This window comes from Embleya sp. NBC_00888, assembly GCF_045207655.1.
Classification (GTDB): domain Bacteria; phylum Actinomycetota; class Actinomycetes; order Streptomycetales; family Streptomycetaceae; genus Embleya.
This window is the reverse complement of the sequence record NZ_CP108786.1, coordinates 186,591-204,901: the sequence shown is the minus strand read 5'-3', so window position 1 is coordinate 204,901 and position 18,311 is coordinate 186,591. Positions and strand designations below refer to the sequence as shown.

General features: G+C 69.7%; 14 protein-coding genes and 1 pseudogene. 8 read left to right on the top strand and 7 right to left on the bottom strand.

The features are described 5' to 3' along the window. The first annotated feature begins 307 nt into the window (after positions 1-307). The 4 genes from OG948_RS60400 (at position 308) to OG948_RS60385 (ending at position 3,007) form a co-directional block, all read left to right on the top strand. Positions 308-457, top strand: a complete 150-nt coding sequence (locus OG948_RS60400; protein WP_406300993.1) for a hypothetical protein — start codon at positions 308-310, stop codon at positions 455-457. 90 nt (positions 458-547) lie between these two features. Then, positions 548-1,480, top strand: a complete 933-nt coding sequence (locus OG948_RS60395) for a helix-turn-helix domain-containing protein (RefSeq protein ID WP_331733730.1) — start codon at positions 548-550, stop codon at positions 1,478-1,480. A gap of 107 nt (positions 1,481-1,587) precedes the next feature. Next, complete coding sequence (locus OG948_RS60390; protein ID WP_331733728.1) at positions 1,588-1,986, top strand: sigma factor-like helix-turn-helix DNA-binding protein; 399 nt, start codon at positions 1,588-1,590, stop codon at positions 1,984-1,986. A 211-nt stretch (positions 1,987-2,197) separates the two neighbouring features. Beyond that, a complete protein-coding gene (locus OG948_RS60385) occupies positions 2,198-3,007 on the top strand; it encodes an SAM-dependent methyltransferase (RefSeq protein WP_331733726.1) in 810 nt (269 codons plus the stop codon). A gap of 31 nt (positions 3,008-3,038) precedes the next feature. Here OG948_RS60385 and OG948_RS60380 read toward each other — a convergent pair whose 3' ends face one another. The 3 genes from OG948_RS60380 to OG948_RS60370 form a co-directional block, all read right to left on the bottom strand. Beyond that, positions 3,039-3,959, bottom strand: coding sequence for a helix-turn-helix domain-containing protein (locus OG948_RS60380; RefSeq protein ID WP_406300992.1), 921 nt, complete (start codon positions 3,957-3,959; stop codon positions 3,039-3,041). A gap of 92 nt (positions 3,960-4,051) precedes the next feature. Further along, positions 4,052-4,288: a DUF397 domain-containing protein gene (locus OG948_RS60375; protein WP_331733722.1), complete on the bottom strand. Its 237-nt coding sequence runs from the start codon at positions 4,286-4,288 to the stop codon at positions 4,052-4,054. A 621-nt stretch (positions 4,289-4,909) separates the two neighbouring features. Beyond that, on the bottom strand, positions 4,910-6,361 hold the full coding sequence (locus OG948_RS60370; RefSeq protein WP_331733720.1) for a hypothetical protein: 1,452 nt from the start codon (positions 6,359-6,361) through the stop codon (positions 4,910-4,912). 1,381 nt (positions 6,362-7,742) lie between these two features. Between OG948_RS60370 and OG948_RS60365 the strand changes: the two genes are divergently transcribed. Then, positions 7,743-8,210: a hypothetical protein gene (locus OG948_RS60365; protein ID WP_406300991.1), complete on the top strand. Its 468-nt coding sequence runs from the start codon at positions 7,743-7,745 to the stop codon at positions 8,208-8,210. A 333-nt stretch (positions 8,211-8,543) separates the two neighbouring features. On the opposite strand, the gene OG948_RS60360 is transcribed toward OG948_RS60365, so the two are convergent. Then, the gene (locus OG948_RS60360; protein ID WP_331733714.1) at positions 8,544-12,380 is read right to left on the bottom strand and encodes an AAA family ATPase; all 3,837 of its coding nucleotides are present in this window, start codon (positions 12,378-12,380) and stop codon (positions 8,544-8,546) included. 296 nt (positions 12,381-12,676) lie between these two features. Here OG948_RS60360 and OG948_RS60355 point away from each other — a divergent pair. After that, a pseudogene (locus OG948_RS60355) lies at positions 12,677-12,872 on the top strand (transposase); the annotation flags it as partial. Between the two features lie 46 nt (positions 12,873-12,918). Here the strand turns inward: OG948_RS60355 and OG948_RS60350 are convergent. Together OG948_RS60350 and OG948_RS60345 are read right to left on the bottom strand one after the other, a co-directional pair. Beyond that, positions 12,919-13,638 (bottom strand): hypothetical protein, encoded by a 720-nt coding sequence (locus OG948_RS60350; protein ID WP_406300990.1) that lies wholly within the window; start codon positions 13,636-13,638, stop codon positions 12,919-12,921. Between the two features lie 854 nt (positions 13,639-14,492). Beyond that, positions 14,493-14,900 carry a helix-turn-helix transcriptional regulator gene (locus tag OG948_RS60345; protein WP_331733708.1) on the bottom strand — a complete coding sequence of 136 codons (408 nt, stop codon included), beginning with the start codon at positions 14,898-14,900 and terminating at the stop codon, positions 14,493-14,495. A gap of 239 nt (positions 14,901-15,139) precedes the next feature. On the opposite strand from OG948_RS60345, the gene OG948_RS60340 reads away from it, so the two are divergent. Next, entirely contained in the window at positions 15,140-16,456 is a 1,317-nt protein-coding gene (locus OG948_RS60340; protein WP_406300989.1) for an IS110 family transposase, read from the top strand. Between the two features lie 152 nt (positions 16,457-16,608). Next, positions 16,609-17,355, top strand: coding sequence for a hypothetical protein (locus OG948_RS60335; protein WP_331733703.1), 747 nt, complete (start codon positions 16,609-16,611; stop codon positions 17,353-17,355). On the opposite strand, the gene OG948_RS60330 is transcribed toward OG948_RS60335, so the two are convergent. Next, positions 17,271-18,170: a hypothetical protein gene (locus tag OG948_RS60330; RefSeq protein ID WP_331733700.1), complete on the bottom strand. Its 900-nt coding sequence runs from the start codon at positions 18,168-18,170 to the stop codon at positions 17,271-17,273. The genes OG948_RS60335 and OG948_RS60330 overlap by 85 nt on opposite strands. Between the last annotated feature and the right edge of the window lie 141 nt (positions 18,171-18,311).

The window sequence follows — 18,311 nt, the reverse complement described above, 5'->3', positions numbered from 1 at the left end:
ACCCGATCGGGACGAATGATCGAGTCAAGAACCTTTTTTCGCGTACTTTCGCGTCGTCCGAGAGGCGCCTGCGAATCGATGGCGCAGTTCCGGCGGGCGCAGTACGGTCCAGAGGCTCAAGAACAGCGAACGACCCCGCCGGCGTTAGCGTCGCCGACGGGGTCGAGGGAAAGTCAGATGAAAGGTGGTTCAACCCAGCATGCCCTTCACCCACCACAATGCCCTCGCGAGGCATTCGGTTCCTCCCGAAACTACCATTCCGTGTCGCGGGCCCGGTGAAACGACGCGGAGCCTGCGCATTCTGGACGTGTCCCTGCGCCTGAGTCTGGTGGTGTGCGTTCCCACCGCGCCGCTGGTCGCCCTGGCCGGGTCCCTGGATGCCGGCGCGGCCGCGTTCCTGGCTGCCGCCGCCGCCCTGGCGGGCCGTTCCGTCGTTCGTTACGTCCACGTCCGCTGACCCGAAACGCCGCCGAATCGCGCCCACCCTGCGGTGGGCGCGATTCGGCGGCGCGATTCGGTCAGCCCCCGCGAAGGGAGAAACCGCACGATGAACACCGACCGCGGAACCACCGCGTGCGCGGCGTGCGGCATCACGTTCGACCAACACCCCGGCACCGGCCGCAAGCGGTCCTACTGCACCGTCAAATGCCGCCGCAGCGCCGAACAGGGCCGTATCCGCACCACCACCGGCGCACCCCGCCGCACCACCCCCACCCTCACCTCCGAACACGTCCGTGCCGGCGCGGATGCGGAACTCATCACGCTGCTGCGCACGTTCGCGGGCGCCGTCGAGGACGCCGGCCGAGCCCGCGCGGTGCTGCGGGTGCGCCTGTCATACACCGACCGCGACTGCGGGCGCATCATTCGCTACGGCGCGGTCGTCGGCGCCGACCGCCCGCCGCGCGATCCCCGCGGATCACGTACCGCCGGCGCCGGAGCGGCGTCGCGTCAGGCAGGCCCTCGCCTGGCCGCGGCACTGCGCCTGTGGTGCGAACGCGCCGGCGCGAACACGGACGTCATCGCCCACCGGGCCGGCATCGACGGCCGTCACCTGAGCGACCTCCTCGACGGAAGGAGGCAGCCGTCCTGGCCGTCGGTGCACTCGCTGGTGGCGAGCGTGGGCGGTGACGTCGACGGTGCGCGGGCGTTGTGGGAGATCGCGTGCGGCATCGACCACCGTCTCCATCGCACCCGCGAGGACCTGAGCGGCATGCTCACCGCCGCGCTGCGGGTCCTGCGCCTGACCCACCGTCCGTGCCGCCCCGACACCTTCCCGGATCCGGCCAGATCGGCCGCCACAGGCGAGCCCGGTGCGAGCTTCGACACGATGCCCGACCGGAACGCTCTGGCCGCGGCGAGCGTGGAACTCGATTTCCCCGTGGAGGAGTTGCTGCGTCTGTGGTCCGACGCGCACGCCGCGGACGAGATTCCCGCTGGCCGAGGTCGCGCGCGACGCCACCATCGCGACGGGCAACGGTGATCGCCATCGCCCGCCCGCCGCACACCGAGCCCCGCCCCGGCCCGCCCGGACCGTGCGCCCGAGGCCGATCACATGTTCCCGCGGCCGGGATCGACGTCGCCGCGTTCTTGCAATTGCACCGCGAACCCTGGCGCCGGTACGCCAGGGTGCGCCTGGGTGACGAGGAGGAGGGAACCCGCGTCGCCGACGACGCCCTGGGTCGCCTGGCCGGCGCCTGGGACGGCCTGATGCGCGACGCGAACCCGACCGCGCTCGCCTGGGACCGTCTGTGCCGTGAGGTCGGCGCCCACCGACCCACCCGGCACGGCGACCGCGCCCACCGCCTGCTGCCCGCGCGCGAGGCGGACGCGGTGGTCCTGCACTACCGCCTGGGCCTGACGCTGACCGCGGCGGCGGCCCTCATGGGCACCGACGTGCCCGAGGTCGCGGCCCGTCTCGTCCTGGCGGAACGCCGCCTGCCCCAACCCACCGTCCGCGCCCTCACCCACCGCCCCACCCACCCCTGACCCACCACCCCCTGTCCGCCCCGGCGACACCGCCGGGGCGGGCGCAGAGGTGTCGGGCGCCGTTTTTCCCCACCCCGGCGCCCCCGCGCGCCCGCCGAGAATCGCCTCGCTCCCCTCGAACGGGTGGCTGCGCCGAAGCCCGCAGGGCAACTAGCATGAAGGGCACGGCGATTCGGGGCGCCCGCTCGGGCCGCCCCGGGAGGGGGCAACCGTGAGTGCGGACAAACGCGTCGTCGAGGCGATCGACGTGGACACACCCAGCGTCGCCCGCATGTACGACTGGCTCCTGGGCGGCACCGACAACTACCCCGCGGACCGCGACGCCTGCCACAAACTCCTGGACATCGCACCCAGCACCCAGGCCCTGGCCCGCATCAACCGCGCGTTCCTGCGAAGGGTCGTGCGCCACCTCGCCGCCGAGTGCGGGATCCGACAGTTCATCGATCACGGATCCGGGCTGCCCACCCAGGACAACGTCCACGAGATCGCCCAGTCAGTCGACCGTTCCTCCCGCGTCGTCTACATCGACCTGGACCCGATCGTGCTGGCGCACGGGCGCGTGGTCCTCCAGGAGAACGACGACACCGCCGTCATCCGCGCGGACATGCGCCACACCGACACCATCTTTGCCCACCCCCAGGTCGAGCGGCTCATCCGCCCGAACGAACCGGTCGCCGCGCTGTTCGTGTCCGTCCTGCACTGCATCCCCGACCACGACGACCCCGCAGCGCTGATCCGCCGCGTCGCGGCCCACCTGCCGTCCGGGTCCTACATGGTCATCTGCCAACTCGTCAGCCAGGACGCCGCCATCCGCGACGAGGTGACCGACTTCATGGCCCACACCACCCCCGAATGGGGCAGGGTCCGCGCCCCCGAAGAGGTCCGCGCCTACTTCGATGGCATGGACATCGTCGATCCCGGCCTGGTCGAAGTCTCCCTGTGGCGCCCCGACTCCCAGGTCACGCCCCGCCAACGCACCCAGGAGTGGCAGGAATGGGGAGGCGTCGCCCGCATCCGTTGACCGACCCACACCCGGGAGGGACCGGCACCGTTCACGCCCGGTGCGTATACCGGGTGATGGCCTGCTCCAGCATCGCCTCGGTGGCGGGCCCGTCCTCCGCCGCCTGCACCAGCCTGGACAACCGCAGCCGGTAGGCGTCCAACTCGCTCTCGCGGCTGAGATACAACGCCCCGTCGATCTGCTCGAGATACACCAATTCCGACGGGCCGCCCGCGGCGAACCTCAGCACCGTGACCGACGACGGTGGCGCCACGCTGGCAGCCTCGCCGTAGCGCACCACGTTCACCGAGATCCGACGCCGACGCATCTGCGTGAGCAGGAACCGCATCTGCTCGGCCATCACCTCCGGCCCGCCGACCGGCCGCCACAGGATCGACTCGTCCAACAACGCCAACAACTTCGGCCGTTGCGGACCCCGCAACAGCGACTGCCGTTGCATCCGCAGATCCACCCGACGCTCGATGTCCGACACATCCGCCGCAGGAAATCCCGCCCGCACCACCGCGCGCGCATACGCACGCGTCTGCAACAGACCCGGCACCACCTGCACCTCATAGGTGCGGATCTCCTCCGCCGAGTCCTCCAGGCTGATCAACCGCCGCAACCACCCCGGCGTCACGTCGCTGTAGTGACTCCACCACGACTCCGTCGCCGCGGTCCGCAGCAACTCCTCCACCTCGGCGACGGTCTCCGCCGAATCCGCGCCGTAGAACGCGACCAGATCCAGCACGTCCCGCCGCCGCGGCGGATGCTCGCCCCGCTCCAGACGGGAGATCTTCGACATGGACGCCCGGATCACCGGCGCCGCGTCCTTGAGCCCCAACCCGCGCGCCCGGCGAAGGTCGCGCAACATCGCCCCCAGGACCTTCACCGCAGCGGCGGGATTGTCCTGACGAACCAGCGGCGCCACCTTCGCCTTCGACGAGGCCCGAACCGGACGATCCGCGACCATGCAACACTCCCGAACGCCCGACGACGCCCGTCATTATCCCCGAACGGGAACAGCACGTCCGGCCTTCGCCCGAACGACCCCGACCACGGAAATCACTCCGTCAAATGATCGAACTCACCAGCCCTGGCACCCGCAAGAAACGCGACGATCTCCTCCCGCGTGTACACCAACGCCGGCCCGCGCGGACTCCGCGAATTCCGCACCGCGACACCGCCTCCGTCGAGTTGCGCCATCTCCACACAGTTCCCTTCGAAAGTGCTCGCGCTGCTCTTCGTCCACCGCGCACCGACCAACGCGTCCGCGTGCTCGACGAAACCGACCTGCTTCATGACAACCCCTTCCACCTGCGATCGAATAGCCGACCGACCGCGCGAATCGCGTATGCATTTGCACGCCGATCGATTCCGAAAGCGTAACCACAGCCACCAACCACCCAGAAGTCCCCCGAAAGAGTGACCAATTCCCAGGGACGGAGCGGAGACGCCCGATCGGTGCGCCGTACGTTGCTCTGGCACGCTTGCCGCGTCGGATGCCATGTCTCCTCCCCGGCAGCGGGCCGTGTCCGTGACCAGAACACTTCCGCCGACCGCCGTCGACTTCGCCCACACCCGCCTGCGCACCGCCGACATCGACGGCTCACGCGACGCCTTCACCCGCCGGGCCGCCACCACCGACTACCTCGAGCTCCGCCGCGGCGAGCCGGCCCCGCAGCCGCGACCGCCACCTCTTCGTCGGCAAGCAGATCGCACACAGACGCGCCGGTCACCTTTGGCTGGACGCAATCGCCGCTGCGCGACCTCCCGGTCACCGCCCAACAGCGGTGCAAAGAGCGACTGTCGGAGGCAACCATTGCCACCGGCACGTGCTCGCTCCACCTCAGGACGGAGAGACCGGGTTTGCGGTACACCCGGCCTGCGCGGGAATCGTGCGCCCGTCTTCCATCGCGAAGGTCAGGACGGCTCCAACGCGAAGACGGTCATCGCACCGGCGGCATTGACGGAGATCACCAGCGCCCGGTCGGAGGTAACGCCGTAGGGGAGAGGTCCGTCCCGGCCCAATGTCCTGACCCGGCCCGGATCGGATGCCGCGATCGCGATTCCCTCCGACTCGCCGCGCCGCCCGTAGAGCGTGCCGTTCGCGAAGTTCGTGGGATACAGACCCGGGACCAGGTTGCCGGTTCCGCGTTTTAGATCCAGGACCAGCGGGCCGAGGGCCGCGATCGGGCCTCCGTCCCATCGCCAGTCGGCGTCGGCGATCTCGCGCGCGGGGGTATCGACGGCCAGGACGACCGCGCCGGTGGTCGCGTCGTGCATCGCCACGGTGGTGTCTCCCTCGCGCGCACCCGACCACAGAATCGTCACCCGGTCGTGTCCGCCCGCGCGTACCTGCCGCACCGCAGCGCCGGGGCGCGGAGGTACGGGCGTGACCTCCACGGCGGGCGTGCCCGCTCGGGAGCGCCACCACGTGCCGGTGTCGATCGCACTCAGGACCGTGTCGCCGTCCGCGCCCAACTGCGTCGTCCCCACGGGCAGGCGCACGTTCACCAACTGTGCAGTGTCCTGGTCCAGGACCATGGCGCCGTTGCCCGGGTACGTCACCAGAAGACTGGTACCGGTCGTCGACACACGGGAACCGAGCGGTACGTACGGGGTGGTGGTCGGCGACGGAGACCCGTCCAGGCTCACCATCACCAGACGGGGACCGGAGTGGACGACCGCCAATTCGCCGGCCTTCCACAATCCGTGCAGGGCCGCGTCCGCGGCGAACGGGACGCTCGCGAGGACGTGTCCGTCACGCAGGTCGAGCACGTTGACCCGGGCCTCGTCCGGGGCGATCACGGCCGCCGAGGTCCGCCCGGACACCAGCGGGTTCCGCAGGTCCTTGCGCGGCACCGCGATCGGGGCTTGCCACACGGCGTCCGGTGACCAACCGGGCAACCGCCCGTCGGGGCCTTGGCGTGCGCCGGCCACTGCCCTGGGCGAGGGGGGCGCGCCATCATCGTCGCGCAAGGCGATCGTGAGTGTCGCGGCGATCAGGCCGAGGACCGCAAGACCCGCGACCAGGCCCCACCGGCGGGGTTTCGGGGCGCCCGCAGGGACGGCCTGTTCGGGCATCGGCTCGGCAGGGTGATCCACCGGTGCGGGTGCGACCCGAACGGTGGAGCCGTCCTCCGTCATCACGAACTCGACGCGGGAACCGTCCGGGCGCGTGATCCGCACCCGCGCCCGATGTCCCAACATCTGCACCGACGCGCGCACATGCTCGATTGCCGCCTGCTCCGGAGTGGTGCCTGCCGGGACCGCGATCGGACGGCCCTGGACCCATACGGTGCCATCGGCACGCAACCGGACCTCGACCAGCCTTAACTGCCCACTCTCGACCCTCGGCGCGTACTCGCTCATCGCGTCCCCTCGATCACAGCCCCGGCCCGGATCACCTCGCCGGTCCTCGGACAGACCGTACCGGCGCGGGAGCCGCGAACAGCTTCGAACGGCTGAGCGGTTCCCGTGCCGAAACGCGCAGAACGCCCAACGCGACGCGGAACATTCGACGCTCGGCACGCACATGAAGCGGCCGGCATGTCCCGGCGTGCAGCATTCACAGCCTTGGGATGAGCGGTCGGGGATTGACGTCCGGATGGTTCGTGTGTCCACAGGACGTACCGACCGCGGCCGAACCCCTGCGCGCGCCGCATTCGTCTTAATGGCGGACATCCCTCGGCCGCGAAGCGGTCGATCCAGTCGGGGAGTTCGCGGCCTCGACGTTCGTGCAGCATCTCGGCGAACTTCCGGACCGCGTCGGATACGTTCCGGAGCTCCGGTCCCGTCGGGGCCAGGATGCGGTTGAGCGGCAGTGTTTCCTCGGCGGCGAGCGAGTCGGGGTGGCTGGTGAGCCACTGGGTGACCTGGCGGACGGTGGACGTGTCGGACACCTTTGGCGCTGGCCGTCCGGACACCCGCAGAGGTTCCAGCCACCGTCGCACCGTCCGCACCGGAGAAACCTTCGCCGACGTGGACGTTGTCGGCCGACTCGCCGTCCCTGCCCCGGGATCACGTCCTGCGCGGAGTGATGCCCCGACGCCCCGGCCGCACCGTCGTCTCGAACTCAGCGCTCGGACGGACGTATCGAAACAGAACTGGAATCCCGCGCGTATCAGCGATCGTGTGCCGCCCGCCGTCCACTGCCGCGACTGGGGAGAAGAAGCGGACGTCGCCGGGCCGCGGGGCGACGCCGGAGACGGGCACCAACTCCCGTGCCAGTGCGACACGGCGTCGTTCGCGGGTAATGACGACTCGGTGTCGGGCCGGGTGCTCGGATCCCACAACGTTCCCCCTGGACGAGGATGATGGCGAAACCTGGCGCTGTAGGGCGCGAAGACGGGGAGCGCGGGCGAAACCGGCGGAGTGCGCAGCGCCCGACGTCTCCGACGGGCGGCTCCGGGCGTCGCCCGAACGCGTTTCCGCGCAGGTGTCTCCCGAACTCGCATGGGAGCAACAGCGTTCGGATGGTTGACTGGCAGCGGCGAATTCGCGACGGGACCGAGACGAGGAGGCCGGGCCACGCGTGACTGCGGTCATTGGCGCAGTACACGCGCGAGGACACTCGTCGAGTGTCTTGTCGCGGACTGTACGGACCGACCAGCGGAGGACGCTGGCCGATGGCGTGGCCGGTCGCGCCATTTCGATGCATGTCCCCGGGAGGAGACGAATGGTTCACTGTCCGCGGTGCCGACAGGTCGATCAGGTCGTGAAGGTCCGGGCCCAGTACGAGAGTGGAGTGGCGGTGTCCAAGACCCGGAGCCGCGCGTCCGTACACGTGCACGGCGCGCGCGGACTCGAGAGCGGTTTCGCGTCGGTGACCGGCTCCGGACGGGCGCAAACGCCCCTGTCGCGGTCGTTGGGACCGCCGGCACGCCCGTGGGCGGCACGCGGATGGGCGCACGCATCGGCGGCGGCGTTCGTGCTCATGTTCCTGACGGCACTGGTGGTCAATGCCCTCCTGGGGTCCGCGGCGTCGTCGTCGGCTGCTCTGGTGGTCGGCGTCTGGTTCCTGATCGCCCACCGCAGACGTCACCGCGTGGCCCACCCGCAGTGGCTCGAGCGTCGCGCGGTCTGGGCCCGGCTGTTCTACTGCCGCCGGTGCGACGGGGTGTTCCTGCCCGCCGACGTCGCCCCGGCCCACCTGCGCGGCCGATTCGTGGAACGACACGCCATGCCCGGATTCCTCGCGGGGTGCACCCCACCGCAATAGGGGCGGGTGTGGGATGTCGGCCGAAGGAAGGAGACGGTTGCGCGCCGGCGTGCCCCGTGGGGGCGGACGAACGAAGCTCGCCCGCGTCGAATGGCTCACCGTTCTGGGCGCCGGGACCACAGCCTCGTTAGTGTCCACGAATCCACGGAACCCACGGAGGCGGCAGGTTCCTTCCGGGCGGCATGCGCGGTCGCCGATTGTCCGGAACCAACACGACCCGGTACGTGCACATCGCATCCGCGCGGCGTACACGAAACCCTCGTCGACGCCCTCCGGTCCGCTGCATCTTGGCGCGGCCCGGCGCAGCTGGCCGTCCTGCTCCGCGCTCCGTGGTTACCGGCGCTTGCCGCTCCTCCTGGTGATCGGTCGCTGCCGAATGGTCGTGCGCGTGCCAAAGACGTCGCGGAACGCCGCCTCCCAGTCGGGTTCGTGCACGCCGTTGAGGTCGTCGGTCACCAACAGAATCCCGCGAGGACCACCTGCGGGCGCGGGGAGTACGCCGTGTGCCGCGTACCACTGCTTCTTCGTTTCCCACTTGCGCGCGTACGCCGGATCTTGGAGCTTTCCCAGGTGCTCCCAGTAGATGGGCCGGTTCGGATCGTCCGTTTGGATGGTGAAGTCCGGCCAACGGCGTGTGCCGTCCGCTGCGACGAGGGGTTGCTCGTAGGCCCACAGGCCCGGGGCGAGGCGTTCGAGCAGGTTGGCGACGATGACCTCGTTTTTGCTTCGCACCGCAACGCGTCGGTGCGTGACGTGAATGAGGTTGCCGTCGTAGATCTGGGGGCCTGCGGGAGTGGGGACGAGTACCGGCTTCGGCGGGCGCCGGAGGTCGGTGAGACGTCGTGCGGTGTCGGAGGCGGTCGGTGCGGCGAGGTCCCGAAGGGCTTCCAGCGGCCCTTCGTGGCAGATGACGATCTTGTCGGTCTGGCGTGTAAGGGCCGTGTAGACCAGCTCGCGGGAGATTCTGCGCAGGTCGGCCGGCAACATGAGGATGACGGTGCCGAATTCGCTGCCCTGGCTCTTGTGTACGGTCAGTGCCCAGGCCAGTTCGAGGGCTTCCTCGTCATCGGCCCGCCTGGTGTACGAGAAGCTCATCTTCGGTTGCGTCGAGAATTCGACGTCGGTCGACCACGGCGCGTCCCCGCGTTTCGTGATCCGGCCGGTGACGACCCCGATCTCACCGTTGGCGACGTACGCATCGTGTCGCTGCTGCCCGGAGCGGTGGTCGAAAGCCCGGCGTTGGTGGTTCGTCGTGTTCACGACTTTGTCCCCGACCACGATCTGCTCGGGCCCGAGGGGCTTGGGGATGCTTCGGTCGGGTCGTCGGGCACGTTTCAGGTCACCGGAGCGGTGCGTTTGCTTCAGGTGTCGATTGAGGTCCATGGTGCCGTGCGGTCGCCCGCGTACCGGGGAAAGCACCTGCCACGCGTCGCATCCGGTGGGCGCGAGGGAGAAGTCCGGATAGGTCCTGCCGTCCTTCACATTCTCGCCGGCGCCGTACGACTTCGCGAAGCCGAGAGCGTCGCTGACACCGAACTCCTCCCTCAAGACCTGGTCGAGAACCTGCGCGGGTCTGCGGGAGTTCCACGGCACCGCCCGAAGCGTCGGCATCGCCACGCCGGCGCGCAGGTTCTCCCACACGTGCTCGGCCGCGTCGTCGATCTCGTCGTCTCCGTACCAGCGCGCGAGGGCCAAATCGTGCCGGTCTTGGCCACGTTGGCGGTGCAGCACCGTCAGTTCGGCCCACTGCTTGGCGGTACGCGGCCACGACGGCTGCTCCGGGCGCAGTGTGCTCTCGATGTCGACGAACGGCCGGCCCGAGCCGATGGGCGGTAGTTGGCGCCGATCACCGACCAGGATGAGGCGTCGGGTCACCTCCACGGCGTCGAGCAGGGACGCCAGCATCTCCTCGGTGAGCATGGAGGCTTCGTCGACCACGACCGTGCCCACCGCACGACGGTCCCGCCCATCGCGGGTGACGTAGCGTTCGTACTCGTCGTACCGCTTGGTCTTGCCCATATTGAGGAACTGCGCGAGGGTGAAGGCCTCGCGCCCGACCTTGTTTTGCAACTGCACGCGCGCCTTGCCCGTGGGCGCCAGGAGCAACAATCCGTCCTTCACCACTTCCCGACGGTGGGCCAGTGCCGTGATCAGCGTTGTCTTGCCGGTCCCGGCAGGTCCGTTCAGGACGGTCATCCGGCCGGCGTACAGGACGCCGAGCGCGGCGTACTTCTCCTCGCGCGCCGCCTTCTCGATGCTGGGATCCACCGCGCCACCCTGACGATTCGCCCGGCCGACCACCGTGTTCAAGGTCGTCGCCAGGTCTGCGGGCACCGCGTGTTCCCCGGGCTTGCAGATCTGGTTCAATCGCTCACGGATGAAGTCGCGGCGCGCGGCGGCGGATGCGAGTTTGTACGCCTGCTCGCCTTCGGCGAGTGCGGTACGCCGCACCTGGCTCCAGGGCTGTGACTCGTTGTCGTCGCCGCCGTCGACCGGCTCGCCGTTGCCTTCGCTGTCCCCGACCTCCTCGGATGCCTGCAGGGACGGCGGAACGAGGCCGAGGGCGCTGAGGATGCCCCAGTCGGTGCTGAAGGCTCTGACGATGTTCAAGGTGTCGAGGCGCTCGACCATCTGCTCGAACGGCAGCAGCGTGTGCCCGTCGTTCAGCGCCCGCAGCAGCACCGTGCTCATGGCCGCGTCGATCCTGCGCGGGTCGTTGGGGTCGTCGAACGTGCGGGTGACCGGCAACGGATGGTGCACGGTTACCTGGTGGTCCGCGTAGCACCCGCGGTCGACAACCTCGAACGGAACCGGCTCGCCGTCATCGATCGAACAGGTGACCAGGTCGTAGGGGTTGTCGAGTAGATCGCCGAGTGTCGTCTCGACGCCGAGTTCACCTTGGAAGGCACGCCGCGCCATGTCGGGGGTCAGGTCGAAGCGGCTCAGCAGCTTGAGCGCCTGTCGTTCCTCGTCGGTTTTGTTCCGCCAGATCGTTCGGCGCACGTCGGTCACCAGGTCGGCGACCGCAGCCTCGGGCACGGCCGGGCCGGTAGCGAGGGTCCGCTGCGACCCGAGCAGGCCCTCCAACAAGGGCCAGGGGTCCGCGTTCTCACCGACTGCTCCGAGGACGCGGTGCGCGGAGAACGTCGGGTACTCCCACCCGAGGAGGGAAAGAACCGCCGGCAGACCGGGCGCCGGTCCGCGCCTCTGCCACGCCAACCTCAGTTGGTCGTCCAGCCAGTCGCGAGATACCTCCGGAATCGTCACCGACGGGTCCCCCAGTGCCATGACGGCCCGGACCGCACGGTCCAGCTCCATCAGGGAGGCGACCGCTGCGTCGGGCGCGACATGTTCGGTCCCGTAGGAAAAGTTGCGTCCGACCTCCGGGGCCTTCGCGAGCGTCGCCCCGACTTCGACGCCGGTCGCCGCGAGGCGGGCCAGCGCCTGAACGGGGAGCAGGATGCCACCGGTTCCGCCCGGGCGCAGGCTGTGCCGAAGGGTGGTCTCCCACATGTGGCTGGGGAAGGGGCCCTTGCCCGACCCCGGCCATCTGCCCGGCTGCGTACGGTGGGTCACCGTCGCGGCGCCCACCAGCATGCGCCTCGGCTGATCCTCGAACGGCGAGTGCTTGAGGTAGAAGAACACCAGTGATCGGTCGGCCGTGACGTTCCGGTAGAAGGACTCGATGATGGCCTGCTGATTGTCACCGTGTAGAACCCAGTTCAGGTCCTGTTTCTTCACTGCTTTCCGTGCCGTGCCCTCGAGTTCCTCGTGGAACCCGTCGATCGGCCGATCCATCAGGACGTGGTCGACGTACCTACGGTTCAGCCAGAAGAACGGGATGCTGTGCAGGGCGTACGCCGGGATCTCGAGGTCGGTTTCCTCGAGGCCGCCCAGCCCGGGGAACGTCGCGTAGGGGTGTCGGCGTCGGTACACGTGGGACTTCGCGCTCATGAAACCGCCGCGCTCGGCCGCACACGGCGGTAACCGTCCCACAATCGAGGCCCAGTCGGCCCCGGCATGATTGTTTTCGTAGTCGTCGTTGCGGTGCCTACCGATGTTGTCCAGCATCAGGCAGTGGCTGTTCGCACTCGGGGCTGCGCACACCGCCCCCGTCCAGCCGGTGTCGTGCCAGGGCACGCGTACGGACAGGTGCTGAATGTAGGACATCGGCGTCTCCCCCTCATCCCAATGCTCAAGCCGGACGCCAGCCTAGAGGGTGTCCGGGAGGGTCCGAGCAGGGAAGCTTGGTAGTCGCTTCTTTCGGGTGGGTGCGGGACCGTGGCGGGGGCTCCGCGCCGTGTACGGGGCGGATCCGTCCGACGCGGAGCGGGAGATCCTCGCCTCTCCCGTGCGCCGACGGAACGGGGTGATGAGGCGGGCTCTGACCGGGGCTCCGTGAATAGGAACTTCTAACGAAATGATCTTCGACATGGTTGGACCATTCCCAGCCTGGTGATCTGGGGGTGTGGAGTGGCGCGGCCGAAGCCGGGGAGGTCGACGATGGCCTATGGGCGGTAATCGAGCCGCTGCTGCCTGAGATCGAGCATCGAACTCGGCATCCTCGGCCGCCAGCGACATCCGGACCGGCTGGTATTCCAGGGCATCCTGTTCGTGCTGCATACCGGGATCTCCTGGGAACACCTCCCGCAAGAGCTCGGGCCCGAACGCGCCCGGCCGGCCGGGTGCGCGGAGAAGCCGTCGCGGGTCACGGGCAGTTCCACGGGCGGTGTCCGCCTGGGCAGGTGGCGGGGGGTTGAGAGAACATCAGGGTGCGGGGCGGGGTGGGCTTCGGCTTCGGGCGCTCGGTCCGGTACTGGGCGGTCACGGATGCGCGGACGACGAACGGGTGCTCGGTGTACGCGTGTTGCCAGCGCACAGGTTCGGCGTACAGGCCGCTCCCGCTCCCTCCGAGCGGGCTGTACTGCTCGCCCGTTCCCGGCGGTGGCGTCGGGTCCGGGAAGCGCAGGTCCGGAACCGGTTGGGGCCTCGTCCAGGTCGCCGTGTCCGGCATCAACCCGAGCCTTCGCGCTTCATGCACGAAGTCGGCCGTCAACCTCGTGGGATCGTCCGAACCGTAGAAGTACACGGCCGTGGACGTGCATATCACGCCCACCATGCCCGCCTGGGGCTTGGGCCGGGGCGTGGTGTCGCGCCAACACCTGTCGAACGCGTGGCGCTCGAACTCCGCACTCGCCGGCTCGCGGAAGACCCGGAAAGGCAGCTCCACATCGACCCGGGCGCGCCTCTCCTCGGCGCGGTGCCTCTCGTGTGCCTCCTTCTCCCTCTCGGCCGCCGCGAACTGCCGTTGGCACGCGTACAGTCCGCCGAGGAAGGTCACGACGGCCAGGGTGAGCACGGCCAAGACGAACCGGCCGAGCCACAACAGGCAACCACCCATCGGCCGCGTATCGGGACGTGAAGACATGCGCTTATCGTGTCGCGGAACTCCGCCCATGGAACGCGGAACCGGCCCACGAGGTCGATGGTGCGTCTGTCGGGCGGGGTCCGCGGATTCGCCGGGCGCAGCCACGCGATCCCGGCTCCGGCACCGGTAGCGGCAGCCTTTGCGCCCGGTGCACGATCTGCGGTGCTCCCGAGCTGATCACCGCGGCCGGTACGACGCGCGACATCCGGGACTGGCGGACCATTCGGGGCGGCAGCGGCGGCTATGGCTACTCCGTCGTCGTTCACGACACATCTTGGTGGCCTCGGCCCCCAGAGGGCGTCGTCGGCCGGGCGTCTCCGGAGCTGCGGGCAGTTGACCGACGCGTGGCGCGTCGGCGTTCCTGGTCGGGTTCTCCGGGGTGCGGCGCTGTGGATGTCCGTGCAGGCGGGCGGGGTGTGCGGCGTTGCTCGGGCAACGTGCGAGGGGGCCGGGAACTCCCCGGCCCCCTCGATGGGTTCACCCCCACCTGCGTGGGACACCGTCTTGGACTGCAACCACGGCGATCTTTCGGGCGAGTGGTTCACCCCCACCCGCGTGGGGAACTCCCTGTTCGCCTGCCGAGATTCACCCTCACATCGGTGAGGACGCCGTCGGCGTGGTGCTCGCCATCGGATAGGGGAACTCTACCGTCACAACGACGAATCCGGTACATCAACCTTCGATTTTAGTACTTAGATGTTCGAGATTTGGTCGCGATGGCGCCCGGCGGCTGCGCGAGGGGCCTCAGGTTGTGTGCGTACTCGGTGCAACGGCGCCGGTGCCGCGCTCGCGACTACACCGCGCCGCCACAGGTGTCGGTGCGTCGTCGGGCGCCGGAGTGGCATCGCCCCGGGCTACGCGGCGGAGCCCCCGAGGGGCGACTCGACAGCGGCTGTACGCACTTCCTTGTACAGACCCACCGGGTACAGATCCGTCTCGAGTTCCATCTCGAGTCGGGCCAACGTTGCCACCGTCACGCTCGTCGTGCCGGCCAGGATCCGGCCGAGGGTGGGGTGCGAGAGCCCGGCCCTGGCGGCCACGCTGGTCTCCTTCAAGTGTCGGTCCCTGAGGATCGTGTGCAGTCGCCGCGCGACCTCCCGGCCGTAGTGGGCGCTCACCGGCGCGTCCGGCACCAGCTGGACGTCCGGCCACGTGCCCGACCCGGGCAGTTCGTACTCCCGCGGGGGTCGATCGCCACCACTCCGCACGCGCAGGTCCTCCACTGTGTGCACACGCCTGGTCCGGTTGTCGGCCCTCATCATTCCGTGTCTCCTCGCATCTCGTCCCACACCCCCGTATCCGTACTTATATGTACGGAAGCAGTATGTAAATGTACTGGATTAGTTCATACATGTACTGAGGTGTCATCTGGGTGGTCGACTGGTCACGCATCTTCCGTACATGTAAGTTCTGTCTCGTCGCGCGACGCGTATCGCGCGGCGACGGGGGAGGACCACGCCTGTTGCGATCCCGGGCCGGCCTTACAACCGCGAGCCCTCATTTGAGAACGGCGACCTCCCCCGTCCCCCTCGACACCACACACCGGGCGGACCCGTTGGACGTCGGCATCACCGCAGGCATAGATCTCTCCGACAGATGGAGTGACGTCGCAATCAAGGACCCGGCCGGCGACGTGCTCGCCGAGGCGCGCGTGACCAACGACCCCGAAGGCATCCGGCACATCACGGACCTGCTCAAGCAGGTGGCACCGCGCCGGTGGAAGCGCGTACCTGTTGCCCTGGAGCGCCCGCGCAGCCTGTTCGTCGATGCCCTCGTCGCCGCCGGTGTGCGCATCGTGCCCATCGACCCGACCCTGGCCGCGCGCCACCGCGGGCTACGTTCCCCTTCCGGGAAGAAGAAATCCGACGCCGCCGACGCGCGACTACTGGCCGACATGCTCCGCGTGGACGGCCTGACCCGTCGCCCCGCCCCCGCCAACTCGGCGACCGTGCAACGCCTCGCGGTCCTGATGCGCGGACACCTGGCCGCGACCCGCATGCGCACCGATCTGCTGCACCGGATCCGTGCCCTGCTCGTCGAGTACCACCCCGCGATGGTCGCCGCCTACCCCGAGCACCAACTACGCTCCGCCCAGGCCCGCGCGGTCCTCGCCGCGGCTCCCACCCCGGGCCTGGCCCGCGAACTCACCCGCGCACAACTTGCCGACATCCTCGTCGACGCCGGACGCGCCCGGCGCATCGCCGATGAGGCGGAACGCCTCCAACTCCTCATGCGCGCCGACCGACTGCGCCAACCCCCGGCCATCGAGGGCGCGATGGGCATCCGCCTCCTCAGCCTCCTGCGTCTGCTCGATGCCCTGTGCGACGAGATCGACGACGCCCTCCACCGCATGACCGAGGTCCTGCACACTCACCCCGACGCTCCCACCTACCTCGCCGTCCCCGGCCTGGGCCCCGTCCTCGCCACACGCCTGCTCGCCGAAATCGGCGACGACCGCGCTCGCTTCGCCACCGCCCGCGGCTTTTGCAGCTACGCGGGACTCCCCCCGATCACCTGGTCCAGCGGCACCAGCACCCGCGTCTACCACCGCACGGCAGCCAACAAGAACCTCAAGGCCACCTTCTTCCAGGCCGCGTTCTGCTCACTGAGCCACAGCCCCCACGCCCGCGCCCTCTACAACTACCGGCGCATGCGCGGCGACCGTTACGCCGCCGCCCTGCGGCAGGTGAGTCTCCGTCACGCCCGAGCCTTGCACCACTGCCTGCACGCGGGGGTCGCCTACGACGACGCCCGCGCCTTCAGACGGCTCACGGCGGTCACACCGGACCCGGACGGCGTCCGCGTCCCGACCGCGTGAGCATCCGAGAGCGACCGACGGTCGACAACGCCTCACTTATCCCCGGGTCGCAGAGCCCTGACGTGGGAACGGCGGACCGCCGGTCGCTCTCGCCCCGCCACACCGCCCCTCCACAGGAAACACCCGTCCGCGCCCGCCACGGAGGCAGCCCCGTGCATCCGACCCCGACCGTTATCGTCGAACACGCCCGGCACCCCGACGACCTGTACCTCCTGCCCGACGGGCGAACGGAGCCGCAACCGGCTGCCGTCGAACTGAACGTCACGACAGGCCGGTTGACCGCTCTGCCGCTGCCGTACCTGGAAAGCGCCCGCGAACCCCTGGTGGCCATGGGCGTCGCACGCCGCCACCGCATACCGCTGCTCGGCGGCGACCCCGCGAACGAACTCCTCGACCTGCTCGTCGGCGCCGCGCAACGCGTCATCGACGGCGCCTCCTGGCTCTGGAACCCCGACGCGGGCCATCTCCAGGTCGCCCTCGACGCCCGTGCCACTCGTGCCGAGGCCGAGATGCGCGCGTCCTGTACCCGGTGGGACACGCCGGGCCCGATCCGCGACGCCCGAGTCCTGCGTGTCCTGACCGCGCACGGCTGGGCCCGGGACACCGGGCGCACCCTTGCCTCCCTCGCTCACGAACACGACATCGCCGCCGACAGCGACCTCCAACACCTGGCCGCCGTCACCGAGATCGAGACCGCGCGGGCCCGCGCCGCCCTGGGCGTGCCGCACGCACGTGATCATCCCCGACCTGCTGCGGCACCTGCACGATCTCCACCTCACGATCCGAGAACGGATGCGGGCGCCGTAGGGGACGATCAGGCCCGGGTAGGGCGGCTTTCGCGTGCGTGTTGTTCTTCCCGGTCACCGCCATGTCGCGTTCGCTCGATACACGGGACGTGACCGCTGTGGGCGGCGGCTCGTGCCTCGTCGGTCCGGCCGGTCAGCCGCCAGTGTCCGGGCCAGCCCGGATTCACGCGGTCGGCGTGGGCGCATTTGAAAAGATGGTGTGCCCATGGCAGCGCGGACAAGGGAACCATGCGCAACCCCTCGACCCCTTCCATCAGCAGTGCGCGCTCGGCGGGATCGGTGATCAGCGTCGGATACAGGTCGCCCTCTCCGGCCGGAGGGCGGGGCCGCAGCCGGGCGTCGACGGCACGAGCCCAGGTCTCGTCGGGCTCGGTGGCGTCCTCGAAACGGCGGCGAAAAATGTCGTCGACCGCTTCCGTGCCCCTGTCGAAGGCGACGCGTTCGACGTTGGGCGCGGTCAGGACGTCCACGTCCACGTCCGGCAGGAGCAGGAGGTCCAGGTTGTCGGCGTAGGCGACGGCGACCAGGCGTCCGTGGGCCCACTGCGGCCTGGTCAGGATCCGCTCCACCGCGTCCTGGGCCAGGTGCGCCGTCCACAGGACGCGACTGAATCCCTCGTCCAAGCCGCGCTCGGCGGACGGATGGCGCCGGTGCACACGTAGGTAGTCGCCGGGGAGCAGGGCGCCGGCCGGTTTCGCGAACGCCGCAGCGTGGCGGGCCCGTTCCGGCGTGGGCGTGTCCAAAACGGCGACGGGGTCGGCGGGTTCGGTCACGAGCGCGGCGCCGCACAACAGCGTTTTCGTCCCGCCCCAGGTCGGGTGGCGCTCGTCGTGCTCCGCTCGCGCTCGGGGGACACCGCGCAGGGTACGGTGATGGTTGCCGCGATGCAGGACCAGTGGGCCGGGCATTCCCTGGCACCATGCGACGGCCGCGGTCGGAACAGGACGTCCGCAGGCAAGTGTTCGACGCGCTCCACACGCGCGTACCCGGCGTCCGGGGACGGGCCGCCCCGGGTGTCGACCCACAGGTAGTGCCCTGGACGGATGCGG